A 22,003-nucleotide genomic window follows, 5' to 3' on the forward strand; every position below is an offset into this window, starting at 1 on the left:
GCAAGCCGGCTCCTACAGGGGATTGCGGGGTTCTGGCGGTTAGCGGGCGGCTACGGCCTGGGTGGTGGCGTCGGTGAAGTCGAGGACTTTGCCGCCCTGGGCCGTGGCGAATTGCTGGGCCTGGCCCTTGAGCAGGAACGCGCTGAGGCGCCCTTTCGCGTCACTGGCAAACCACGCCTGATCCGCCAGCAACTTGATCCCGCTGTCACTCGCCTGGGCATACACCGCGCGGATGTTTTTGCCTTCAGACTTCAAACCGGCCAATGCGGTGAACGCCGATTCCGCCGAGGCGTACTGACGCACTTTCGGCTCGCCGCGCACCCAGATCTCGGCCACATGACTGAAGTCGGTGATGGCTTTGCCGCTCAACGCATCCACTGCTTTGAGCGGTGTCTGGCCGTAGTCGGCCAGTTGCGCGGTGTAGTCCAGATTCGAGGCCTTGAACGCGGCGCGGATGTACTGGTCGTCGATGAAGGTGTTGAGGTCGAGACCGCGATCAGCCTTCTTCAGCAGCTTGAGGGTGTCGATGGCGGTGCCGACCGCCTGGCGATATTCCGGCTTCCAGCTCAGGTCGCGGGTCTGCACGCCGAGCGGGCCGTGGAACAGATAATTAACCTCGGCATCGACGCCGGTGACCTTGGCAATCAACTCGCTGTACTTCTCGGGTTCTGCCGCCAATAACTGGTTGGCTTCGATGCTGGCGCGCAGGTACGCGACGACGATTTCCGGGTACTTTTTCGCGTAGGCCTGATCGACCAGGGCGCCGTGGAACGTCGGCGTATTCGCCTGGGAGCCGTCATAGATCTTGCGAGCGAAGCCACGGCTCGGGAACAGTTCGGCGAACGGCACAAAGTCGGCGTGGGCGTCGATCTTCCCGGCCTGCAACGCGGAACCGGCGACTTCCGGCGGCTGGGCGATGATATTCACGTCTTTGAGCGGGTCCCAACCCTGAGCCGCCACGGCGCGCAGCAACATGCCATGGGCGGTCGAGGCGAACGGCACGGAGATGGTCTTGCCCTTCAACTCCGCCAGTGATTGCACGCCCGAAGCGCTCGGCACGACGATGCCGTTGCCGCTGCCCTTGATGCTGCCCGACAGTACGCTGATAAACAGACTGTGCTTGCCGGCGGTTTCGAACGCGACACCGTTGAACGAGCCGGGGAAATCGGCCATCGCGCCGAAGTCCAGTTTGCCGGCGACCATCTCGTTGGTCAGGGGCGCGCCGCTGGTGAAGTTCTTCCACTCGACCTCGTATTTGGCGTCCTTGTATTGGCCATCGTGGGGCAAGTATTTGTCCAGCAGGCCGAGCTCGCGAATCAACAGGCCGCCGGCGGCGCAGTTGATCGTGGTGTCCTGGGTGCCGATGGCAATGCGGATGGTTTCGGCGGAAGCCGACAAGGTGAAAGAAGCCAGTACCAGACCGGCCAATGCTGCACGCAATAACATGGTGAATCCCCTCGAATCATTTATAGGATGTTCGTCTCCGCCACGATCAGGGCGTGGTGGGAAACGAGGGGTGTTTGAAGCAGGCGTCCGGTGTTGCCGGGTAGCGTTTTATGTTGTTTGGGCTGGCCTCTTCGCGAGCAAGCCCGCTCCCACATTGGAACTCGATCAATTGTAGGAGCCGGCTTGCTGGCGATGGTGTGTCAGCCAAAGAGATGTCGACTGACACTCCATCGCCAGCAAGCCGGCTCCTACAGTTCGGTGTTTCAACGCAGCAAATAAGGGATTTCGACTTTCACCGCCCCGGTCGGGCAGTCCTTTTCGCACGGCATGCAGTACCAGCATTCGTCAAAGGCCATGTAGGCCTTTTGCGTGGCCGGGTTGATCGCCAGCAAGTCCATCGGGCAGACGTCGACGCACACGGTGCAGCCTTTGTGGGCGATGCACAGGTCCTCGTCGACCGTGACGGGTGCATTGGAGCGGAAGAAAATTTCCTGGGGTTGATAGGCCATTGGTCGGTCTCTCTTATAGTCAGGCTCAGGCCGCAAAGGCACCGACGCGCAGCCGGTCATAGGCCTGCATTTCTTCGGCATCCAGCGGGATGATGTAGGGCTCGACGGCTTTCTTGAAACTGCTCATCTGGCCGTTTTCATCCTTCTTCAAATGGCAATGGCAGAACCAGTCGCTGTCGTTGCGCTGCGGGTGATCGACCCGATAGTGGTAAAGCCCCCAGCGACTTTCGGCGCGGAACAACGAAGCGCGGGCGGCCATTTCGGCGCAGTCGCGGATCATGCTGACTTCCATGGCGCGCATCAGTTCGTGGGCGTTGTGGGCCTTGATCTGATCGAGATCGCGCTGGATATCGCTGAAACGCTGCAGGCCGATCTGCATCTTCTTGGTCACTTTCGGCGGTTGCAGGTAATCGTTCACGAAGCGTCGCAGCTTGTACTCGACCTGGGCCGGCGGCAGTCCGTGTTCGCGGTCCAGTGGCGCGTAGACCCGCGCTTTCTCTGTCTCGATCTGCTTGGCATCGACCGCTGAAAATTCGCGACCGGCGACAAAATCCGCCGCATTAGTGCCGGCAAACCAGCCGTAGGTGAACGCGCCAAGCATGTAGTTGTGCGGCACGGCGGCCATGTCACCCGCCGAATACAAACCCTTGACCGAGGTTTCGGCCTTCTCGTTGACCCACACACCCGACGCCGAATGCCCGCTGCAAAAACCGATTTCCGAGATGTGCATCTCGACCATCTGCGTGCGGTAATCGGTGCCGCGATTGGCGTGAAACTGGCCGCGACTCGGGCGTTCGTTGCTGTGCAGGATCTCTTCGATGTTCTGGATGGTTTCCTCGGCCAGGTGATCGAGCTTGAGGAACACCGGGCCGTTGCCGCTTTCGAGTTCCTGGTGGAACTCCCACATCATCTGGCCGCTCCAGTAGTCGCACTCGATGAAGCGCTCGCCCTTGTTGTTGGCGGTGTAGCCGCCCAATGGGCCCGTAACGTAGGCGCAGGCCGGGCCGTTGTAATCCTTGATCAGCGGGTTGATCTGGAAGCATTCGAGGTTCGCCAGTTCGGCCCCGGCGTGATAAGCCATGGCGTAACCGTCGCCGGCATTGGTCGGGTTTTCGTAGGTGCCCATCAGGTAACCCGAGGACGGCAGGCCCAAGCGCCCAGCGGCGCCGCACGCGAGGATCACCGCCTTGGCCTTGATCACGTGAAAATCGGCGGTACGGCAGTCGAACCCCATCAGGCCGTTGACCGCGCCCTCTTCGTCCGTCAGCAAGCGCGTGCAAACCACACGGTTGGTGATGCTGACCCGGGCGCGTTTCAACTGGCGGTACAGGACTTTCTTGATGTCATGCCCTTCCGGCATCGGCAGCACATAAGCACCCATGTGGTGGACCTTTTTCACCGCGTAGTCGCCGGTTTCGTCCTTCTCGAATTTGACGCCCCAGCGGTCCAGTTGCTCGATGGTTTCGAAGCTGTGGGTGGCGTAGGCGTAGACCGCTGCCTGATTGACGATGCCGTCGTTGGCGATGGTGATTTCCTTGGTGTACTGCTCCGGCGTGGAATGGCCGGGAATGATGGCGTTGTTCAGGCCGTCCATGCCCATGCTGATCGCGCCGCTGCGTTTGACGTTGGCCTTGTCGATCAGCAACACGCGCAGGTCGCGGTTGCGCTCCTTGGCCTTGATTGCCGCCATGGGACCCGCCGTGCCACCGCCGATCACGACGATGTCGTATTCCTGTTCGAGGGTACTTCTTGTCATGCCTGCGCCCCTTTGTGCCGGTCGATCCGCAGGCGGTACTGGAAGGCATCGCCACGGTAGTAAAGGTGTTCGAAGTCCACGGGTTGGCCGCTGGCATCGTGGGTCAGACGCTCGATGCGCATGATCGGCGAGCCGGGTTCGATGTTGAGCGCCTGGGTCAGGTCGCTGTCGGCGAGGACGGCATCGATGGCCAGATCGGCATGACCGAGGGCCAGGCCGCAGTCGTTTTCGAGGATCAGGAAGATGTCGCGGGTGACCAGATCGGCCTTTTCCAGCCGTTCGCCGATGGCTTTTGGCAGGTAGGTGATTTCCAGTGAGATCGGCTCGCGGTTGATCAGGCGCACCCGCTTGATCTGCGCCACGATCTCGCCTTCGGCCACCTGCAAACGCTCGGCGACGAGTTTGTCGGCGGGGATGAATTTGAAACTGCGCAGGCGGTTGATCACCTCGTAGCCACGCCCGGTCATGGACTCGGCGAGGCCTTGCAGGGTGCTGACGTTCTGGAAGGTTTTCGGCTTGGCGACGAAGGTGCCCTTGCCGTGAATCTTGAAGATCAGCCCTTCCTTTTGCAGATCGCCGAGGGCCTGGCGCACGGTGATGCGGCTGACTTTGAACAACGCGCCAAGCTCGCTTTCCGAAGGCATCTGGCTGTCTTGCGGGTATTCACCGTCGAGAATGCGGGCACGCAGGACGTCGCGCAGTTGAGTGTGCAAAGGAACACTGCTGAGGGAGAGAACGTTATCGGTCATGGCAGATCACTTGTTATAACGAGTTATGACGTGATCTTAGAGTTCTAGTGCGAGGGTTGAGAAATACTGTTTGAGAATAAGGTTAGATTCGCGGGATGCCGCGTTACCTGATGCACCGCGCTGCATGGATCGCCGGCAAGCCGGCTCCTACAGGATTGGCGTCAACCAAACACTCCCGGCACGCTTGCCGGCGATGGCGTCCATGAAATCGCCTTCGCCGGCAAGCCTGGCTCCTACAGGATTGGCGTCAACCGAATATTCCCGGTACACCCGCGCACTTGTAGGAGCCGGCTTGCTGGCGGTGGCGTCCATGAAATCGCCTTCGCCGGCAAGCCGTGCTCCTACAGGATTGGCGTCAGCCGAACATTCCCGGCACGCATACGCACTTGTAGGAGCCGGCTTGCTGGCGATGGCGCCCGTGAAATCGCCTTCGCCGGCAAGCCTGGCTCCTACAGGATTGGCGTCAACCGAACATTCCCGGCACACCCACGCACTTGTAGGAGCCGGCTTGCTGGCGATGGCGTCCATGAAATCGCCTTCGCCGGCAAGCCGTGCTCCTACAGGATTGGCGTCAGCCGAACATTCCCGGCACGCATACACACTTGTAGGAGCTGGCTTACCGGCGATGGCGCCCGTGAAATCGCCTTCGCCGGCAAGCCGGGCTCCTACAGGATTGGCGTCAACCGAACATTCCCGGCACGCCCACGCACTTGTAGGAGCCGGCTTGCCAGCGATGGCGTCCATGAAATCGCCATCACCGGTAAGCCGGGCTCCTACAAATCAACCGACGCGCAGTGCGCGCAAATCCAGTCGACCGTCCTTCAGCGGTGGGCACCAGTAGTAGCCGCCGGTGATCGGGCGACTGATGCGGTACAAGCCGTCGGTGATGCCATCTTCCAGACCGCTCATGCGCCGCAATTGGGCTTCGAAGGCGTCGAGGGAGAAACCGAACGCGAGGAACATCAGACCGGCGCGATCCCCTTCGATCCACGGCATCGAGCGGCGGACCACAAACGCCTCAGGGGCGAAGCTTTCCTGGGCGGTGCGTTTGACGTGGGCAGAGATCGGCGCGTCATCGATTTCTTCGTTGTCGCTCAAGCGACGGCCCATGATGTTGTCCTTTTCTTCGGACGGCATCGCGTGGAAGCCCTTCAGGTCGTGCTGCCACTGCTGGATCGCGGCGAAGCTGCCACCGACCACACCGTCAGCACCCTCACCAATCAACGCGGCAGATACGGCGGCTTCATCGTGCGGGTTTTCGGTGCCATCTTCATAACCGGTCAGGTCGTGGCCGGTGAGGTGGCGGAACGTTTCGTTCATCTGCACCAGGCGCAGGGCCGGTGCCAGCGCTGCTTCGATGGCGGTGGCGCGATTGAGCAACTCGCCACGGTCGACACCATGCAACCAGCACCACAGCGCGTGCTGGGTCGACGGGTTGTCGACGCCAACGCCGGTCAGTGCCGGAAACGGCCGCAGCCCGTCGATCTGCACGTGCAGCGCCTTGACCAGGGATTCACCGAAACCGGCCACCGCCGACTTCCCGTCCACCAGCAGCATCAATTTGTCGAGCGCGGCCGGCAGAGCATCGACGGATTCCAGCGCGAAGAACATATGACGGGCTTGAGGTGGAACGGGGGTGGCGAGGATGCCCGGCTGGTAGTAACTCATATGAACTCCTTAATAAAGAGCATGAAGTTTACCCGCAGCGTCGGCCGTTGTGTGTTCTCAGGTCAAAAGATCGCCGGATCTTGACCCCGGCACTTAAAAAGTCGAGGCAATAAGGCGTATAACCTTTGAAGTGAATTCTGAACTGCAAGCCGCCAGCGCATGGCTTACATCACATGGAGTAGCGACATGACCACAGCACACATCCTCGGCAACCTGTTTCCCGACGCCAGCGACATCCCGGAAAAGTACCGCCTCGACGGCCAGACCGAGCAACGTGAATACCTGGTCGATGGCGAACTGAAAACCTGGGCCGGCCCCCTCGCCCAAGTCCGCAGCCCGGTGTACCTGACCGGCGAAAATGGCGACGAACAAGTGATCCTCGGCAGCACGCCGCTGCTCGATGCCGACACCGCGCTGACCGCGCTCGACGCCGCCGTCCGCGCCTATGACCGGGGCCAGGGTTTGTGGCCGACCATGCGCGTGGCCGAACGCATCCAGCACGTCGAAGCGTTTCTCGGGCGTATGCGCGAACAACGCGAAGCCGTGGTCAAGTTGCTGATGTGGGAGATCGGCAAAAACCTCAAGGACTCGGAAAAAGAGTTCGACCGCACCTGCGACTACATCGTCGACACCATCAACGCGCTCAAGGAACTCGACCGCCGCTCCAGTCGTTTCGAGCTGGAACAGGACACGCTCGGCCAGATCCGCCGCGTACCGCTGGGCGTGGCGCTGTGCATGGGACCTTACAACTACCCGCTGAACGAAACCTTCACCACGCTGATTCCGGCGCTGATCATGGGCAACACCGTGGTGTTCAAACCGGCCAAGCTCGGCGTGCTGCTGATTCGTCCGCTGCTGGAAGCGTTCCGCGACAGCTTCCCGACCGGTGTGATCAACGTCATTTACGGCAGTGGCCGCGAGACGGTCAGCGCGCTGATGGCCAGCGGCAAGATCGATATCTTCGCGTTCATCGGCACCAACAAGGCCGCCAGCGACCTGAAAAAACTCCACCCGAAACCGCACCGTTTGCGCGCAGCGCTGGGCCTGGACGCGAAAAACCCCGGCATCGTTTTGCCTGAGGTGGACCTGGACAACGCCGTGAACGAAGCGGTCACCGGTTCGCTGTCGTTCAATGGCCAGCGTTGCACCGCGCTGAAAATCCTCTTCGTCCACGAAGACGTGGTTGAGGCGTTCATCGACAAATTCAACGCCAAACTCGCCAGCCTCAAACCCGGCATGCCGTGGGAAAGCGGCGTAGCCCTGACACCGCTGCCGGAGTCGGGCAAGGTCGATTATCTGCACGGGCTGGTTGCGGATGCCGTGAGCAAAGGTGCCCGTGTGGTCAACCCGAATGGCGGTGAAACCCGCGCGTCCTTCTTCTATCCGGCGGTGTTGTTCCCGGTGACGCCGCAGATGCGCGTCTATCAGGAAGAACAGTTCGGCCCGGTGGTGCCAATCGTGCCTTACCGGCATCTGGATACGGTGATCGATTACGTCCTGGAATCGGACTTCGGCCAGCAACTGAGTATCTTCGGCACCAACCCGGTGGCGGTTGGCCGTCTGGTCGACACCTTCGCCAACCAGGTCGGGCGGATCAACCTCAACGCCCAGTGCCAGCGCGGCCCGGACACCTATCCGTTCAATGGTCGCAAGAACTCGGCCGAAGGCACGTTGTCGGTGCATGATGCGTTGCGGGTGTTCTCTATTCGCACGCTGGTCGCGACCAAGTTCCAGGAGACCAACAAGGACCTCATCAGCGAGATCATCAGCGGCCGCAGTTCGAGTTTCCTGACCACCGACTACATCTTCTGAGGACCACGAGCCTGAGTACATTCAGAGCCAACCGACTACCACCGTTACTGCGCCGGGTACTGCGTCCGTTACTGGACCCGTACCGGCGCTATCGCCACGCCAGATTGATTCACGCCGTGCGTGTATCGCTGGGGTTGCTGGCGACGATCCTGCTGACCACCGGCATCCACCTGCCCCACGGTGAGTGGGCGTCGGTGACGATGCTGGTGGTGATCGGCGGTTTGCAGCACCACGGCAACATCGGCAAAAAAGCCGCCGAGCGCGCCATCGGCACCTTGATCGGCGCTGGTGTCGGCCTGTTATTGGTGGCACAACAAGCCTGGCTCGGGATGCCGTGGCTGACCTATTTTGCGATGTCGGTGGTCTGCGGATTCTTCTCATACCACGCCATCGGCAAGGGCGGTTACACGGCGCTGCTGTCAGCGATCACCGTGTTTATCGTCGCCGGGCATGGCGATAATCCGGTGACCGACGGGCTGTGGCGCGGGGTGGATATCCTGATCGGCATTGCCCTGGCCCTGGCGTTTTCCTTTGCGCTGCCGCTGTACGCGGTTTACTCCTGGCGCTACAACCTGGCCGATGCGCTGCGCGATTGCGCGACGATTTACGGGCGCATCATCAATGGCCAACCCGTGACTGATGACGAGCACGTGAAGTTGATGAATCGCCTGAACACGGTGATGGTGCAACAGCGCTCGCTGATGCCGTCAGTGTCCAAGGAAGTGAAGATTTCAATGACCGAGCTCGATGCGATCCAGCGCCATTTGCGCATGTGTGTCAGCACCCTGGAAATCCTCGGCAACACCCGACCGGATGCCAATGACCCCGACGCCATGGCGCATCTGCAATCGGCGTTAAAAGCGGAGCATCGGCTGATTCGCGTGCAATGGGTGGGGATGGCGCGGGCGCTGAAATCCGGCGCGTCCCAGCGGCTGAATCGACCCGTCGAGCTGCCGGCGGATTCAAGCCTGGACGCACCGGTCTATAACTCGCTGGACGGCTACCGGCTATTGATCTGGCAGCTGGCCAGCAACATTGGCGAAATGCGCCAGCGCCTGGCCAAGACCGCGCCGTGTTGGAATATCTGATTATTGTGTAACTGTCCGCCGAAACTTCAGGCTCCAGCCTTGTTGCATGCCCGCGGCGGCCAGCAGAATTGCAGCGACACCGATCCATTGCAGCATTTCCAGACGATGACCAAAGGCAAACCAGTCAACGAAAATCGCAGCAATCGGGTAAATGAACGACAACGCACCGGTCAGTGCCGTCGGCAATTTCTGGATCGCGCCGTACAGCAACACGTACATCACGCCGGTGTGAACAATGCCGAGAGTCACCAGGCTGGCCCAGGCGCTCGGTGCTTGCGGCAACGCCGAGAAGTGCGCGAATGGCGCGAGCAACAACACGCCGGTGCTGACCTGAATAAGCGCGATCAGGTGCGGTGGCGTGCCGGTCAGGCGTTTGATGATCAACGCCGCAATCGCATAAAGGAAAGCGGCCCCAAGCGCCAGCGCGATCCCCATCAGGTAATCATTGCCGCCCTCGCCCTGTTGCCCGTGTGCGCTGACAATCGCCAGCATCCCCAGAAACGAAACGCCCAGCCAGAACAGTTTCTGCAGGGTGATTTTTTCGTTGAGGAACAGCGCGGCCAAGCCGACCAGCATAAACGGCTGAACGTTATACACCGCGGTGCCAATGGCAATCGAAGCGCGGGAGTAAGAGGCAAACAACAGCACCCAGTTGCCGACAATCGCCACGCCGCTGAGCACGGCCAGCAGGAACGTGGTGCGGGTCAGAATGCCGGGGCGCAGGAAGCCGAAAGCCGCGCAAATCAGCAACAAGGTGCCGGCGCCGAACACGCAACGCCAGAACACCACGTCCAGCACCGGTTGCCCGGACACCAGCACGAACCAGCCGATGGTCCCGGAAATCAGCATGGCGGCGGTCATCTCGAATGACCCGCGACGAAGTGTTTTGTCCATCATCAGACTCCTGTGATTGAGCCCAAAGTATGCCCATCCAACCGGGGGCTTCTCCAGCGCAAAAAGCAGGCTAAACTCGACATCTGCCTTTTTTATCAAGGCGGTTTCGATTAATTGCCTTACAGGGGTTGCGCCATGACTGACGATATCGACCAGGTGCTGATTACGGCGTTGATGGAAGACTCACGGCGTTCGCTCAAGGCGCTGGCAAACCTCAGCGGCCTGTCCTCACCGAGCGTCGCCGAGCGTTTGCGCCGCCTCGAAGAACGCGGCGTGCTCAAGGGCTACACCGTCGAGATTGATCCCAAGTGTTTCGGCTATCAACTCCAGGCCATCGTGCGAATCCGCCCGTTGCCGGGCCAGTTGCAAGAGGTGGAGCGGCAAATCCAGGCGATTCCCGAATTCACCGAGTGCGACAAGGTCACCGGCGACGACTGCTTCATCGCCCGCCTGCACGTGCGCTCGATGGAACAACTGGACACCCTCCTCGACCGCCTGAACACCCATGCAGAAACCAACACCGCCATCGTCAAGAAAACCCCGGTGAAACGGCGGTTACCGCCCATGGCGTGAGCCTTCAGCCAAATCGCAGGCAAGAAAAAACCCGCCGAAGCGGGTTTTTACTCATGGACGACGATTAATCATCGCGGCTCATGATGCCGAAGATCTGCAACAAGCTGATGAACAGGTTGTAGATCGACACATACAGGCTGATGGTCGCCATGATGTAGTTGCGCTCACCGCCGTGAATGATGGCGCTGGTCTGGAACAGAATGCAGACCGAGGAGAACAGCACAAAACCTGCGCTGATCGCCAGTTGCAGACCGCTGACCTGGAAGAAGAAGCTCGCCAGCGTCGCACCCAGCAGCACGAAGAAACCTGCGGTGATGAAGCCACCGAGGAAGCTCATGTCCTTACGGGTGATCAGCACGTAAGCCGACAGACCGCCAAACACCAGCGCCGTCATCGCGAAGGCCGAGCTCACTACTTCCGCGCCGCCCTGCATGCCCAGGTAACGGTTGAGGATCGGGCCGAGCAGGAAACCCATGAAACCGGTCAAGGCAAACGCCGACACCAGGCCCCACGCGGAATCACGGAGTTTGTTGGTTAGGAAGAAAAGGCCGTAGAAACCGATCAGCACCACGAAGATATTCGGGTAGCCGACGCGCATCTGCTGGGCGACGAACGCCATCACGCCGCTGAATGCGAGGGTGAGAGCGAGCAAGCCGTATGTGTTGCGCAGGACGCGGCTAACCTCTAGCTGCTCAGCCTGCACGCTGTTATTAACTGCGTAATCCTGTTCGCGCATGGCGACACTCCTGTTGGTTTGAAACGTTCAGTCGCAAAGATCATAACAGACGCTCTGTAACAAGCCATGCACAGAGTTTGACAGTGTGTTTCATTCAGGTATTATGGCGCCCGCAACGCAAACGGAGGTGTGGCCGAGTGGTTTAAGGCAACGGTCTTGAAAACCGTCGACTGTAACAGGTCCATGAGTTCGAATCCCATCGCCTCCGCCATCTTTATACGACAAAGCCCTGATTATTCAGGGCTTTTTCGTTTCTGGGATTTGGCGAATCCTTCTCCGATTAGCAGGTGTTCCATAACTATTATGGAAGCGTTCCATAACTCAGCCTTATTTGCCCCTCCACGGCGTCCTGCCGAATGCTTCCCTTCTCCTTTATGTGTCACCACATTTCCGCTGCTACGCTGACCTCATAACTGAGGATTCACGATGCCAAATTCAGATCTGCTCCCTTCCCTGCTATTCAAGATCAACGAAAATCAACTCGCGCTCGAAGCTGCCATCCTGGAACTGTCGAACTGGGTGGAGCAGCGAGGCGCTGCCGACGTCGCCGACAACGTGCGCGGCGCCCTGGAGGCCCTCGACCGCAACGAGGAGTTCATCAAGATGACGCTCGCGGTGATGATGACCCCGGAATGACTTGGCGCCTAAAGCAGAAGAGATGGTGGTTAACACAACTCGCAAGCTAGGAGCGACGAGCCAAGCCACCACTACGGGAGGAGCCTGCTCGAGTTAAGAACGAGCTGATCAACGAAGAACTCCACATGCCCTCTGGGGCTGGTCGGCAAGGGTAAATCGTCGATCTTTCGAGCGATGCTCTGAAAAGCTTGCGCGCACTTGGAACGCGGAAACGCTTCGTAAACGGCGCGCTGCTTCTGCACCGCCTTGCGCATGCATTCGTCGTACGGCACCGCTCCCACATAACACAAGGCAACGTCGAGGAAGTTATCGGTGACCTTGGTCAATTTAGCGAACAGGGCTCGACCCTCCTGCGGGCTCTGCGTCATATTTGCCAGTACTTGGAAGCGGTTCATACCGTAATCACGACTAAGCAGTTTGATCAACGCGTATGCATCGGTGATCGAGGTCGGCTCGTCACTGACCACCAGCAACACTTCCTGGGCTGCCCGGACGAAGCTGACCACCGAATCTCCGATGCCCGCGGCTGTGTCAATCACCAGTACATCGATACTGTCACCGATGTCACTGAAGGCCTGGATCAGGCCTGCGTACTGAGCCGGAGATAAACGCGCCATGTTCTGGATGCCTGAAGCCGCGGGGACAATTCGCACCCCACCCGGACCCTGCACCAGTAAGTCGGATAGCTCACAGTGACCTTCGATTAAATCGGCAAGCGTGTACTGCGGGGAAAGGCCCAATAGGGCATCGATATTCGCCAAGCCAAGATCGCCATCCAGCAATACGACTCGCCTCCCAAGTTCCGCCAGCGCCAATGAAAGGTTCACAGCCACAGTCGTCTTGCCGACGCCGCCCTTTCCGCCAGTCACGGCGATAACTTGTACAGAATGCACACCATCCATGTTATTTATCCCTTCCATGTGCAACGTGCGCGAGTAATTACCAACTATCTCCATTTGTGCAATGGTAGCCGAAAGGTGCAGATTCACGACCCTAGCTATCACGGAACCACCAAAAACGCTGTAACCCACACAAAATCACACCCCAGTAATGCTGCGGTATGGGCTTGGATTGGGCGCGGGCCTTATAGACCAAGGGTTGCAGCTTTCCGCTGTCTAAAACTCAACGTTCAGAACACTTCGCTTCGGCCCAGCAAAACCGAGATAGATCGCGGTAGTTTTAGACAGCGTTTCACCCTCCTCCGGCGCCCTGGCGAAAGAACACAATCCACCTATCGAAGTAGTGATTCACTGGCACATCGCTGGTAATCTCCGCGCCACGTTCGCCAAACATTAAGGGATGGAGGCGAAAATAGAAGCCCCGAAGCCGCGAACCTTCGGGGCTTTGCTTTTTATTGCAACGAATCATATGCCTGCTCGCAGGTCATTCCCCGGGCTCGGGCTTGGTCAGCAACTTCAGCCAGTTCGCCCGCTCGCTGATCAGCGCGCTTGAACACGTCGGCAAGCACCATTGCGGCGCGGGTAGCTGCCTTGCTTGCGGCGGCAGCGCAGGAATTGCCGCTGGCTTCACTGGCCGCGAGGCGAGCGGCAAGGTCGTTGGCTGCTCCGCGCAGGCTGTCAGCAGCATTGCGAGCCCGGACAGCATCAGCAGTTGCTTGATCGATGATCTGTTGTCCATCTTGAATCGCCTTGTTGATGGAGAGTTGACGGGCTTGTTCTTTGGCACGCTCTGCGGCCTCGTTGTCGGCCTTCCCAGCGGCGTCTCGTGTGTCGCGGGCATTCCACCTCGCCTGCCATTCGGCATCCTTCACCGATCCGCCAAAGTGATAGATGCCAAAGGCCGCGCCGGCAGCCAGTAGTACCGCAGCTATATAAGGAAGAACTCGTAGGATGATGTGCGTCATGGCACATCCCTGAAGAAGACGTGACCACCAATCTTCACCGTCTGTTTGGCACCCTTCGCCCAGGCTGGCGCCTTCATCATCGCGGCGGCGTAGTAGTGCGTGGCGCCACCGGTGGGGTCTGGCACCTTTCCGTCAATCACCTGGTCAGCGGCGATCCGCGCCTGCGCAAGCTCGCGGAACGGGATCTGCTTGATGCCGATCAGGAACGCATAGTTCGGGTCGCTCTTATTCCAGCAGCTGAACTGATAGGGCTTCTGGCACACGCCTGCGTAGCCTTCGCCCCACCAGGATTTTTCCTTGCCATCGTTCACGCGGTTGCGGATGGTCCAGGCAACGGCGATCTGACCCGCTAGGCTTTCGCCGCGCGCCTCCCCCCACAACGTTCGGGCGAGAATGTCGCGATCTTTATCGGTAACTGGCATCACTTTTCTCCAGGCACAAAAAAACCGCTCAATGGCGGCCGGTTTACAGGGTGATTTCGCGTTAGACGGTGGATGGAGCCGAAGCTGAGACCGTAAGGTCCATCCCGCTTGTTGGCTGAACTGGCCAGGTGACAACGGTGTGCCAGCCTGCCTGCGAGGTCACACGCCCCAACGAAATGGAGTAGTTCTTCCATTTCGTCAGTTGGGCCTTCCGAGCAGGATACTCAGCCTCTTCTTCTGGGGTGGCGGCGAATTCCTCCTGCCCTTCAACCCCGATATTTTCGATGGCGCTCTCAAGGTCGCCAATCCGATTGGTGAGCGCGGTTTTTTGGGCTGCCGCAAGCTGTATAAATTGCTGCAGTTTGGCGCTGTTGATGGCGAGGTAATCCGGCGGAGGGTCCATGAACGCAAGATAGCGCGGATCGTCGTCGGGAACTTCGCCCTGATTCGGGTACTCAGTTGGGTCTTGTGGGCAGCCAAAGACAGAAACCACAGCCACTTGCGACGCATCCGAAAATTGAACGTATGGCATATGACCGCCTTTAGAAGGTGTAAGAAGTGACATAAATGAGCGCCGTTAGCGTGCCGGCCGATGTCGACACCGCATACCACATGGTTTGCAGCGTGATGACCACTAAGTTGAAATAGCCGGATGCGCTCGTATAGCCGCCTGTTACAAATGTCTGTCCGATGCCCACGGAGTTTGCCGACAGCCGTGCGGCATAGTCACCAGGACTGCTTGCCGACACCTTGACATAACCACCAACGCTTTTTGCATTGGGTGGAATTGCCGTCGATAGAGAGAGTGACGTCAGGCCGCCGGAGTTGGTGGATGTACTTAAAACGTTTACGTCGGGCGTGGACACCTTGCGAGAGTCCGAATCCAGATAAGCAATACCAAACTGGCTCGAGCCGGTGGTCGGCATCACCCCGATCAGTGCGGACGCGGTATACCCGGAAGGCATATTCGCTCCCGAATAAACCTCGGTCTGCACGCCGGCGGTGGCGTTCTTTGCCAACAGGGCACTTGCCAGAGTGGTCGGATTGTAGATCAGGTAGACCGCCACCCAGCCACTTACCGGGGCGCTCCCCGTGTCCATGCCGCCGGCGCCAGTGGTCGCGAGATTGATTGTCTTGCTGAGACTGGAAAGTTTGTAGCCCGTCCCGCCAAGTGCGGTTTCGACGATCGCCTCGTCCGCCGTGAAGGTGGCGGTGGCTGACGCTGCGGTAATCGACATCTTGCCATTGCGGGTGCTGCCAACCACTGGCGGCTGGATTTGAGCAAGAGTCACTGCATGTTTGCTTTTTGTCGCATCTGCCACCTGCTGCGGCGCACCGGTGCAGAACAGCAGGACGTACGAGCCGCCACCAACCGAAGCGTTCCATTGAATCCAGGCGATACCGTTGGCGATGATCTCGCCCCCCTGGAGCGCCGCATGCGCAGCGCCAACGATCGCCACCACACCCAAGCCATCGTTGATGGTGCAGGCTCCTGGGTTGGCGTTGGCAGCCTTGAAGCGGAGTGGTGTGCTCTCGCTTCGCGCGGTGAGCGTTGGCACGAAATTGCACACGTAGGCGCCGGCTGCGCCGGTGTCGGCGACGAATTCACCCTGGCTTGCCGCGTCGCGTAGCGGGGCATCCAGCGGACCTTTATCAAGCCATGCGGAATTCGCGGCGTTTCGTTGTTTGAGACGTCCTGTCCCGGTGTCTCCCCAAACTTGGCATGGGAATGTCGGGCTTGGGGCCGAAGCCCCGCTGCTCTGAGAAGCAAGCGCCTGCAAAGCAGCATTCGCATCATTCCGGAATACCAGGCCAGAGGCATTGTCCAGCGTCATATCATGTTGCGACATAAGTCAGTATCCCTTAGAGATGTAGTCAATCGAGCGGCCTGACTGGGCGACCCCACTGGAATTGCGAATGAAGACCGTGAAGCCCGTTGCGGTCTTGGCTGACACGTCCGGCCAATCACCGGGAGCGAGGTTTTGTGCAGTGATGCTGACGGCCGGCGAGGCGTTGAACGGCGGTGAGTAGGTGACGGTAAGCCCGCCCACTGGAACCTCGATGTCGTTTCCGCTTTCGATCCGGTCTGGCATGTCGATCACCACCTCGAGTTTGGATACGTCGATCCAGTGAGTGGTCTGCTCGACCGAGCCGCGAAGCTGGAAGTCGAAAACCCGAGCACGGTAATCGCCGACAACAAACGGCTTCCATGCCGACCAAGCGGCCGGTAGCACGTCCGAGGTACGTACCCACAGCGACAGCGAAGCTCCATTTGGCGGATCGCCATCAATGCCGAGCAGCACATCGAAGTCCACGACCGTGTCGATGTAGGTGCCGTCGTCATACAGGGCAGCGGCGACATCGGCCGTCAGCGTGCAGTCGTAGACGTACCCAAGGTCAGCAGGAGCCGTGAAGCTGTAGGTCGAGGTGAACAGCGATCCGCCGAACTTGTCGATCTCGCCCAAGACAGCATCAATATCGGTGACATCATCGATAAAGCCGGCACCAGACATTTTCAGCAGCCCGCCCGATGGCGCCGCGTTGACCGCCACACCGGTGAAGTCTGGCGATTCAGTAATGGTCAGCACCACATTGGTCGGCAGCGGAACTTGAGCATCGGACCAGACCTCGGTCACCGGCCCGCCGACACCAGAGGAATCGACCGCACGCGCCAGGTACTTGCCAGGCAGCAAGGCGACCACGGACGACGTGGACCGCCCCGCCACTTCGGCCAGTGGTAAGGCCGCATCCCAGTTAGCCGACGTATTGCGTGTATGCCGGATGGAGATGCTGCCGCCGAGCTTCACATCAAGCTCCGGTGCGGCATCCCATGCCAGTGTGGCCACGCTACTGATCACATCCAGTCGCAGACCGGTGAGCGCCGACGGCGGCGCCAGCAGCGCCTGAGCGTTGTACTCCTGTATCGATCCAGGGCCCGCCAGACCAAGGACTGACTTCGGCGTGACCCGAACCGACCACAGCCCCGATGAAGCCGAGTCGAAATCAATCGTTGGCGTGTTGATCTCCGTCACGTATTCCCAGTTACCGCCCGGTTTCTTGACTTCGATCTGGTAACGCATGGCGCGCGGTGGCGGTGTCCAGCTGACCGTCAAGCGAGCGGCAGCCAGGCCGGTGCCGGTGTCGTACAGCGACTCAAGGAACGTGAGTTGCCCTACTGCATCCGGTTTGCCGAGATTGACGATGCTGGTCGGATTGTCGACGTCAGGCGCACCGAACTCGACCTGGTCGAACTTGTCCGGGTCGTAAGCGATACCGCTGATCGCGTAGGTGCCGTCATCACCTTCGCTGACGCTGACCACGCGAAACTTCTGCGTTTCCAGCTCAGGAGTGGAAAACACCCAAGGCGCAGTGGCCAAAGGGGCAGATGCAAGCGGCGGAGAGACGGTGATCGATGTTCCACCAACCCCAACGGTTGCCGGGACAACCGCATAAGACCCATCTGACATGACAACACCGACTGTCCCGGTGCCGGCCAGTCCGATAGGGGCATCCAGCAGCAGCGTTGAAGCGGTACTGCCAGCCAAGAGTCGGCCGCCATTGCGAGCTCCGGCGCGATTCGCATCTGCGATATCAATGATGTCGCCTGGAAGCGGCAGCGCCCCGTCGGCGCCGACGGCAAAGGAAACCGCCTCAGTTTCGGCATACAGCAGCCAGCGGCCAAGGCGGCGCGCCTGGCCACGGGATGTGCAGCCGATGGCCACGACGTCGCTCTGCTGGATTCGATTCCACTTGGCGATCAACTCAGGCCGCTCGACGATCTCGACCGACTGCTTGTATTGCTGGAGCGGATCGTTCCAGGTGACAGCTGCGACGTTGAAGCGCTGATCGGACGCGACCGACTGATAGTTGAAGTCGCCGCCGACCACGTTGGAGTTGTTGAACAGGTAGCGGCTGGAGTGCGGAGCGTCCTGCACAGCAGTCAGCGAGCCGCCGGCCCAGAAGCAAATCGCCCGGAACACCGACACCATGTCGTTGACCAGCTTCCACGCATCTTGCTGAGTGGTCAGGGCGATGTTGCAGGTAAACCGCGGCTCCATGCCGCCAAAGCCGTTCGGCACCAACACATCGCAGTACTGGGCGATGCTGTACAGCGAGTACTTGTCGATCAGTGTCGAATCGAGCAAACCACCAAGCCCGTAGCGGGTGTTGGTTAGCATGTCGTACCAGATCCAGGCCGGGTTATCTGTCCATGCCCGGACAAAGGTGCCATCCCAAGAACCGGTATACGCTCGCGTGCCGGTGTTGTAGTTGCTCGGCACTAGGACCTTGATACCGTGGATCTGGAAAGCCATGCGCGGAATGCTGGAAAACTGCTGTGCATCGATCGAGATGCCGATCATCGCGGTGTTCGGGTAACGCAGCTTCTCGTCCCACAGCAAGGTGTAGCTGTCGAAGAAGGTACGGTTCTGGATTGCGCCACTGATGGAGTCGGACGACAACCGGGTGGCACGGATGTAGCGCGGCAGGCCGCCGGATACCGGCAGGCGGACGTAATAGGAGAACTGCGTCCGGCTCATGGTCTTGCCAGTGATCCAGATGTCGTCACACAGCTGGAACCAGGCGCTGGCTCCGATCTTCCCTTCCAGCCGGAAAACAACAGTTGATCCGGTGGTGTCGCCGCTCGTAGTGTTCTGCTCGCTCAGCTGCGGAACGCTGATCGTGAACCGAGTGGCATCCACGTCGGTGTCGGTGATGGCGCGCTCAATGGCGACGCCGTATTTCAGTTCAACCCCTACCGACTGCTCAGCCTCAAGGCCGGTCATCGGCATGTAGGCTTGGCCTTGGGTGCCGAGGCGGATATCTACGCCGACACCGGAGAAGTTGTAGCTGCCGTCGGCGTTCTGAAGCGGCACGTCGTCGAAGAAGATCTGCTGCGCGCCAGTGATTCCGGAGATTTCGCCTTCAGAGATAGCGTGCAGCACTCTTACGTGCTGATTGGAGCGAAGGCTGTCTGGCGCTTCTACCGGGGAGCGAGACGAACCACCGCCGCCACCACCCTTCCCGCCACCCTTCCTGCCGACAATGACTTCGCTCATACAGGAATCGCCTCTGCCCAGGTGCCGATAGCGACCACGCTGGAACCGACCAGCATGTGGCCGTAAACAACAGGCACAGGGAGGCCTTGCTGCGTGGAGTTGAACGCACCGTTGAACAGGTAGCTGGGTTTGTTTTCGGTACTGGCTTGGTCCTGTTGATCCGGCGTCTTGGGTACCGGCGTGAGCATTTGAACGACGCCGCCGATGGCCATGCCTATGCCTACAGATACCAACGCCCCCCCTATTGGGCCGGAAATTGGCGTAATGAACGCCCCCACCACGATTAGGACAACGCCAATCACGGTCTGAAGTAGGCCGCCATTCTTGCTGCCGGCGATGACAGGAACAATGCGGATCTCGGTGGTGCCGCTCAACGAAAATTCGGTTTTACCAACATTCTCGCGGTTGCGAAAAATGGCGTAACGCAGACCACGGCGAGCTGAGTCGCGGATGAATTCCTCAAACCCATGAACGGTATGCTTAAGCGCGCTGAAGGCCTCGGCTGCAGTTCCCGTTTCCAGATGGCGGACATGCTTGCGGCCGAAAGCTTGAGCCAGGCTGCCAGACAGCAAAATGGTGGTCATAGGCAGTGCATAGGCAGTACTCATACTTTTCTCCAGGCAATAAAAAACCGCCCGGAGGCGGTTTGATGTGTCTGCCCGGTTCTTATAGGCAGTCGATTACTGGCTGTTTCCAGCCATCAGTTCCAAGCTTCGTTACTGGGAAATAGGCCTTGATATTCGACCCTTCTGGCGAACGCTCAACACTTGCGAGAGACACCACTCCGTAATAGGTGGCGGATGCGGCAATTTTATAGCCTTGCTCGGTTTCAACTGAGGTGGTTGCTGGATTCATTGAAAGCCACTTCGGACCGAGGCATCGAGCATAAACCTGAGGCGTTTTGCTCGATTTCACCACAAGGTCAGGGCCGTCACTTTCCCTGCCGGCGATTGTGCATCCTGCCAGTGTGATCAATGCCAGGGCCGTGAGTGTTTTGTGCATGTTGAGCCTCCATGGGTTTTGGCGACTCTACCAGTGAAGATGCGCAGAAAGACAGGGCCTACCTTCGGTAGCGCATGATGTGCGTCGTACACTCACGGTAGGCGCGGCCGTAGACCTCTTTACAACTCAGCCGCCCATAGAGGTGATGCAGCAGAACATCACCCTCCAGCCAGATCGCGCCATGGCACGGTGTGGGACTGCCGATCGCCATAACGATCAGATCCCCCTGCTCTGGCGTATCGACCGGGACGAAACCAGTCTTGGCGAAGTTGTCGACATACAGGTTATCGCCGTTGTGCCACCAATCATCCTTGCGGTGGAAATCCGGCAAGATGATGCCGAGCTCTTGGCGGTAGTAGTCACGGACCAGGGTGTAGCAGTCAATCACGCCGTGGACGAACACGCGCCCTTCCAGCGGCATCTCGCCGGCGGCCGGCATCTCATGCCAGGTTGCGGTGCCATCCTTCAGCCCGACAATCCACCAGGTCATCCGACTCGCCGCATGGCTCGCCAAATCGTGCAGGCTCGGTTCCGGCCCGCAATCTGGGTGCGAGTGCACAATAGCCACGATGCCACCCATATCTTCGGCGGCGGCGTAGTCTTCAGGGTGCAGGATAAAGTGATCTGGCTTTTCTGACTGGTTGCGGCACGGGATGTATCGAGGCTTGCCGCGCACGGCGACGACCAGGCCAACAGCCTCGCGGGGATACTCGGTTCGGGCATGCGCTTCGGCATCAGCCCGGCACTTGTTGAACAGTTCGCTCATGATCAAAGTCTCGGTACGCGGGCAATGCCCGGGAAGCCACCGAACGGCAACTCGCCATATTCGCCAAAGCGCTTCTTGCAACCGGCCATGGTCCGGCTGCATTGGTCCTTGGCTGGGTCGCTGGTGGGGTTGTTGGCATAGTCCGCCACTGGCCCGCCGGCATAGCCGCACTCGCCAGAGCGGTAGGCCCACAGGCAAGTGCCGGCCACCACCTGGCGCCGAGGCAACTTCACGCCCTGCAGGTCGAGCGGCGAGCCAAGCTCGAACTCGATGGCGGCAGGTGTTTCGTTGACTTTGCGTGTGATGAACCACGTTTCGGTTGGATACTCTTGAGCCGGATTAGCCCCTGGGTTTCCGCCGGTGAAGTTCACCGCATCCAAATACTTGACCAGCGTGCGGCGGCGCTTCAGCTTGATCCCTAGCAGGTCATCGTATTGCCTGCACAGCGCCGACACCGCGCCGCCGAAGTTGCCGAGCTGAAGCTTTGGGCGGGCCGGAGACCCTTGGCTTGGCGTTCCAAACTCCACCGCCTGAAGCGGCCACGGGGTGTAAGTATTGCCCTGCCACACCACCGAACCCCGTGTTTCGTTGACGCCCGAATGGAAGCGCAGCGTCTGGTCAGGAAGGATCAGCTCGAAGCCTTCCCAGATCGACATGCCCGTTGCCAGTGAAAGCTGACCTTGAAGGGTGGTCATTCGTAAACCTCCTCAAAGATCGCGGACAGGCCATCAACGCCGAGGGCGATGTTGGTTCGCACCCACTCACGGCAAACAAAAACCCCGATCAATTGACCGGGGTGCGTGTAGTTGAAGGCTTCGATGGCGCCTCGGGCCGCGAGAAATGCGTCGATCAGATCAATCTCGGCCTTGGCTCGTTTGAACATCAGCGAATACTTGCGCGGCTGTCGGTTGATACCGGTTCCTTGCCGCTGCTCGTAGTTGTCACCGAACTTGATGACCTTGACGGTTGGGGTGATGGTTTTGGAGGCGTCATATGTTGCTCGCCATGTGAATGTCGGCATGACG

At 59.5% G+C, this 22,003-nt stretch carries 23 protein-coding genes and 1 tRNA gene; 5 read left to right on the forward strand and 19 right to left on the reverse strand.

Translation table 11 applies throughout. The features are described 5' to 3' along the window. Positions 1-39: 39 nt before the first annotated feature. The 6 genes from ACM6IO_RS03070 to ACM6IO_RS03095 form a co-directional block, all read right to left on the reverse strand. Positions 40-1,446 carry an ABC transporter substrate-binding protein gene (locus ACM6IO_RS03070; protein WP_414910879.1) on the reverse strand — a complete coding sequence of 469 codons (1,407 nt, stop codon included), beginning with the start codon at positions 1,444-1,446 and terminating at the stop codon, positions 40-42. Between the two features lie 263 nt (positions 1,447-1,709). Further along, positions 1,710-1,955 carry a ferredoxin family protein gene (locus ACM6IO_RS03075; RefSeq protein WP_007946457.1) on the reverse strand — a complete coding sequence of 82 codons (246 nt, stop codon included), beginning with the start codon at positions 1,953-1,955 and terminating at the stop codon, positions 1,710-1,712. A gap of 25 nt (positions 1,956-1,980) precedes the next feature. Then, positions 1,981-3,711 carry a fumarate reductase/succinate dehydrogenase flavoprotein subunit gene (locus ACM6IO_RS03080; protein WP_192228316.1) on the reverse strand — a complete coding sequence of 577 codons (1,731 nt, stop codon included), beginning with the start codon at positions 3,709-3,711 and terminating at the stop codon, positions 1,981-1,983. Beyond that, the gene (locus ACM6IO_RS03085) at positions 3,708-4,460 is read right to left on the reverse strand and encodes a GntR family transcriptional regulator (protein ID WP_008039052.1); all 753 of its coding nucleotides are present in this window, start codon (positions 4,458-4,460) and stop codon (positions 3,708-3,710) included. Before ACM6IO_RS03085 ends, ACM6IO_RS03080 begins: the two co-directional genes overlap by 4 nt. Positions 4,461-4,607: 147 nt before the next feature. Further along, positions 4,608-5,204 carry a hypothetical protein gene (locus tag ACM6IO_RS03090; protein WP_414910880.1) on the reverse strand — a complete coding sequence of 199 codons (597 nt, stop codon included), beginning with the start codon at positions 5,202-5,204 and terminating at the stop codon, positions 4,608-4,610. 36 nt (positions 5,205-5,240) lie between these two features. Further along, a complete protein-coding gene (locus tag ACM6IO_RS03095; RefSeq protein ID WP_414910881.1) occupies positions 5,241-6,128 on the reverse strand; it encodes a Dyp-type peroxidase in 888 nt (295 codons plus the stop codon). 186 nt (positions 6,129-6,314) lie between these two features. On the opposite strand from ACM6IO_RS03095, the gene ACM6IO_RS03100 reads away from it, so the two are divergent. Next, the gene (locus ACM6IO_RS03100) at positions 6,315-7,940 is read left to right on the forward strand and encodes an NADP-dependent glyceraldehyde-3-phosphate dehydrogenase (protein ID WP_414910882.1); all 1,626 of its coding nucleotides are present in this window, start codon (positions 6,315-6,317) and stop codon (positions 7,938-7,940) included. 47 nt (positions 7,941-7,987) lie between these two features. Further along, positions 7,988-9,028, forward strand: coding sequence for an FUSC family protein (locus ACM6IO_RS03105; RefSeq protein ID WP_414910987.1), 1,041 nt, complete (start codon positions 7,988-7,990; stop codon positions 9,026-9,028). Here ACM6IO_RS03105 and ACM6IO_RS03110 read toward each other — a convergent pair whose 3' ends face one another. Next, entirely contained in the window at positions 9,029-9,922 is an 894-nt protein-coding gene (locus ACM6IO_RS03110; protein ID WP_008039057.1) for a DMT family transporter, read from the reverse strand. It lies immediately after the preceding gene. A 135-nt stretch (positions 9,923-10,057) separates the two neighbouring features. Here ACM6IO_RS03110 and ACM6IO_RS03115 point away from each other — a divergent pair, with 135 nt between their 5' ends. After that, a complete protein-coding gene (locus tag ACM6IO_RS03115; protein ID WP_008028095.1) occupies positions 10,058-10,495 on the forward strand; it encodes an Lrp/AsnC family transcriptional regulator in 438 nt (145 codons plus the stop codon). Between the two features lie 64 nt (positions 10,496-10,559). On the opposite strand, the gene ACM6IO_RS03120 is transcribed toward ACM6IO_RS03115, so the two are convergent. Next, positions 10,560-11,231, reverse strand: a complete 672-nt coding sequence (locus tag ACM6IO_RS03120; protein WP_007915443.1) for a Bax inhibitor-1/YccA family protein — start codon at positions 11,229-11,231, stop codon at positions 10,560-10,562. A gap of 123 nt (positions 11,232-11,354) precedes the next feature. Here ACM6IO_RS03120 and ACM6IO_RS03125 point away from each other — a divergent pair. Both ACM6IO_RS03125 and ACM6IO_RS03130 read left to right on the forward strand, forming a co-directional pair. Then, positions 11,355-11,442 (forward strand) — tRNA-Ser (locus ACM6IO_RS03125). Positions 11,443-11,657: 215 nt separating this feature from the next. Next, positions 11,658-11,867: a hypothetical protein gene (locus ACM6IO_RS03130; RefSeq protein ID WP_414910883.1), complete on the forward strand. Its 210-nt coding sequence runs from the start codon at positions 11,658-11,660 to the stop codon at positions 11,865-11,867. A 71-nt stretch (positions 11,868-11,938) separates the two neighbouring features. Here the strand turns inward: ACM6IO_RS03130 and ACM6IO_RS03135 are convergent, their stop codons facing one another. The 11 genes from ACM6IO_RS03135 to ACM6IO_RS03185 all read right to left on the reverse strand — a co-directional run bounded on the left by ACM6IO_RS03135 (position 11,939) and on the right by ACM6IO_RS03185 (position 21,999). Next, positions 11,939-12,769, reverse strand: coding sequence for a MinD/ParA family protein (locus tag ACM6IO_RS03135; RefSeq protein WP_414910884.1), 831 nt, complete (start codon positions 12,767-12,769; stop codon positions 11,939-11,941). A gap of 449 nt (positions 12,770-13,218) precedes the next feature. After that, the gene (locus tag ACM6IO_RS03140) at positions 13,219-13,731 is read right to left on the reverse strand and encodes a DUF2514 family protein (RefSeq protein ID WP_414910885.1); all 513 of its coding nucleotides are present in this window, start codon (positions 13,729-13,731) and stop codon (positions 13,219-13,221) included. Beyond that, positions 13,728-14,153 carry a cell wall hydrolase gene (locus ACM6IO_RS03145; RefSeq protein WP_414910886.1) on the reverse strand — a complete coding sequence of 142 codons (426 nt, stop codon included), beginning with the start codon at positions 14,151-14,153 and terminating at the stop codon, positions 13,728-13,730. Before ACM6IO_RS03145 ends, ACM6IO_RS03140 begins: the two co-directional genes overlap by 4 nt. A gap of 61 nt (positions 14,154-14,214) precedes the next feature. Next, positions 14,215-14,685, reverse strand: coding sequence for a hypothetical protein (locus tag ACM6IO_RS03150; protein ID WP_414910887.1), 471 nt, complete (start codon positions 14,683-14,685; stop codon positions 14,215-14,217). 10 nt (positions 14,686-14,695) lie between these two features. Further along, positions 14,696-16,003 carry a hypothetical protein gene (locus ACM6IO_RS03155; RefSeq protein ID WP_414910888.1) on the reverse strand — a complete coding sequence of 436 codons (1,308 nt, stop codon included), beginning with the start codon at positions 16,001-16,003 and terminating at the stop codon, positions 14,696-14,698. A gap of 3 nt (positions 16,004-16,006) precedes the next feature. Next, positions 16,007-19,210 carry a host specificity protein J gene (locus ACM6IO_RS03160; protein ID WP_414910889.1) on the reverse strand — a complete coding sequence of 1,068 codons (3,204 nt, stop codon included), beginning with the start codon at positions 19,208-19,210 and terminating at the stop codon, positions 16,007-16,009. Next, positions 19,207-19,818 (reverse strand): tail assembly protein, encoded by a 612-nt coding sequence (locus tag ACM6IO_RS03165; protein ID WP_414910890.1) that lies wholly within the window; start codon positions 19,816-19,818, stop codon positions 19,207-19,209. Before ACM6IO_RS03165 ends, ACM6IO_RS03160 begins: the two co-directional genes overlap by 4 nt. A 58-nt stretch (positions 19,819-19,876) precedes the next feature. Beyond that, positions 19,877-20,212 (reverse strand): hypothetical protein, encoded by a 336-nt coding sequence (locus ACM6IO_RS03170; RefSeq protein WP_414910891.1) that lies wholly within the window; start codon positions 20,210-20,212, stop codon positions 19,877-19,879. Positions 20,213-20,270: 58 nt separating this feature from the next. Then, positions 20,271-20,978 (reverse strand): C40 family peptidase, encoded by a 708-nt coding sequence (locus ACM6IO_RS03175; protein ID WP_414910892.1) that lies wholly within the window; start codon positions 20,976-20,978, stop codon positions 20,271-20,273. 2 nt (positions 20,979-20,980) lie between these two features. Then, on the reverse strand, positions 20,981-21,673 hold the full coding sequence (locus tag ACM6IO_RS03180; RefSeq protein WP_414910893.1) for a phage minor tail protein L: 693 nt from the start codon (positions 21,671-21,673) through the stop codon (positions 20,981-20,983). Further along, positions 21,670-21,999 (reverse strand): phage tail protein, encoded by a 330-nt coding sequence (locus tag ACM6IO_RS03185; protein WP_414910894.1) that lies wholly within the window; start codon positions 21,997-21,999, stop codon positions 21,670-21,672. Before ACM6IO_RS03185 ends, ACM6IO_RS03180 begins: the two co-directional genes overlap by 4 nt. Positions 22,000-22,003 lie beyond the last annotated feature (4 nt).

It is taken from the genome of Pseudomonas sp. IT-P44 (assembly GCF_949768225.1).
Taxonomy (GTDB): Bacteria; Pseudomonadota; Gammaproteobacteria; order Pseudomonadales; family Pseudomonadaceae; genus Aquipseudomonas; species Aquipseudomonas migulae.

Bases quoted from the DNA above. Each gene is read 5' to 3' on its own strand.
- ACM6IO_RS03170 (WP_414910891.1), bottom strand. From the start codon at position 20,212: ATGCACAAAACACTCACGGCCCTGGCATTGATCACACTGGCAGGATGC.
- ACM6IO_RS03115 (WP_008028095.1), top strand. From the start codon at position 10,058: ATGACTGACGATATCGACCAGGTGCTGATTACGGCGTTGATGGAAGAC.
- ACM6IO_RS03095 (WP_414910881.1), bottom strand. From the start codon at position 6,128: ATGAGTTACTACCAGCCGGGCATCCTCGCCACCCCCGTTCCACCTCAA.
- ACM6IO_RS03175 (WP_414910892.1), bottom strand. From the start codon at position 20,978: ATGAGCGAACTGTTCAACAAGTGCCGGGCTGATGCCGAAGCGCATGCC.
- ACM6IO_RS03080 (WP_192228316.1), bottom strand. From the start codon at position 3,711: ATGACAAGAAGTACCCTCGAACAGGAATACGACATCGTCGTGATCGGC.
- ACM6IO_RS03075 (WP_007946457.1), bottom strand. From the start codon at position 1,955: ATGGCCTATCAACCCCAGGAAATTTTCTTCCGCTCCAATGCACCCGTC.
- ACM6IO_RS03140 (WP_414910885.1), bottom strand. From the start codon at position 13,731: ATGACGCACATCATCCTACGAGTTCTTCCTTATATAGCTGCGGTACTA.
- ACM6IO_RS03165 (WP_414910890.1), bottom strand. From the start codon at position 19,818: ATGAGTACTGCCTATGCACTGCCTATGACCACCATTTTGCTGTCTGGC.
- ACM6IO_RS03155 (WP_414910888.1), bottom strand. From the start codon at position 16,003: ATGTCGCAACATGATATGACGCTGGACAATGCCTCTGGCCTGGTATTC.
- ACM6IO_RS03120 (WP_007915443.1), bottom strand. From the start codon at position 11,231: ATGCGCGAACAGGATTACGCAGTTAATAACAGCGTGCAGGCTGAGCAG.
- ACM6IO_RS03135 (WP_414910884.1), bottom strand. From the start codon at position 12,769: ATGGATGGTGTGCATTCTGTACAAGTTATCGCCGTGACTGGCGGAAAG.
- ACM6IO_RS03185 (WP_414910894.1), bottom strand. From the start codon at position 21,999: ATGCCGACATTCACATGGCGAGCAACATATGACGCCTCCAAAACCATC.
- ACM6IO_RS03085 (WP_008039052.1), bottom strand. From the start codon at position 4,460: ATGACCGATAACGTTCTCTCCCTCAGCAGTGTTCCTTTGCACACTCAA.
- ACM6IO_RS03110 (WP_008039057.1), bottom strand. From the start codon at position 9,922: ATGGACAAAACACTTCGTCGCGGGTCATTCGAGATGACCGCCGCCATG.
- ACM6IO_RS03130 (WP_414910883.1), top strand. From the start codon at position 11,658: ATGCCAAATTCAGATCTGCTCCCTTCCCTGCTATTCAAGATCAACGAA.
- ACM6IO_RS03090 (WP_414910880.1), bottom strand. From the start codon at position 5,204: ATGGACGCCATCGCTGGCAAGCCGGCTCCTACAAGTGCGTGGGCGTGC.
- ACM6IO_RS03180 (WP_414910893.1), bottom strand. From the start codon at position 21,673: ATGACCACCCTTCAAGGTCAGCTTTCACTGGCAACGGGCATGTCGATC.
- ACM6IO_RS03150 (WP_414910887.1), bottom strand. From the start codon at position 14,685: ATGCCATACGTTCAATTTTCGGATGCGTCGCAAGTGGCTGTGGTTTCT.
- ACM6IO_RS03100 (WP_414910882.1), top strand. From the start codon at position 6,315: ATGACCACAGCACACATCCTCGGCAACCTGTTTCCCGACGCCAGCGAC.
- ACM6IO_RS03160 (WP_414910889.1), bottom strand. From the start codon at position 19,210: ATGAGCGAAGTCATTGTCGGCAGGAAGGGTGGCGGGAAGGGTGGTGGC.
- ACM6IO_RS03145 (WP_414910886.1), bottom strand. From the start codon at position 14,153: ATGCCAGTTACCGATAAAGATCGCGACATTCTCGCCCGAACGTTGTGG.
- ACM6IO_RS03070 (WP_414910879.1), bottom strand. From the start codon at position 1,446: ATGTTATTGCGTGCAGCATTGGCCGGTCTGGTACTGGCTTCTTTCACC.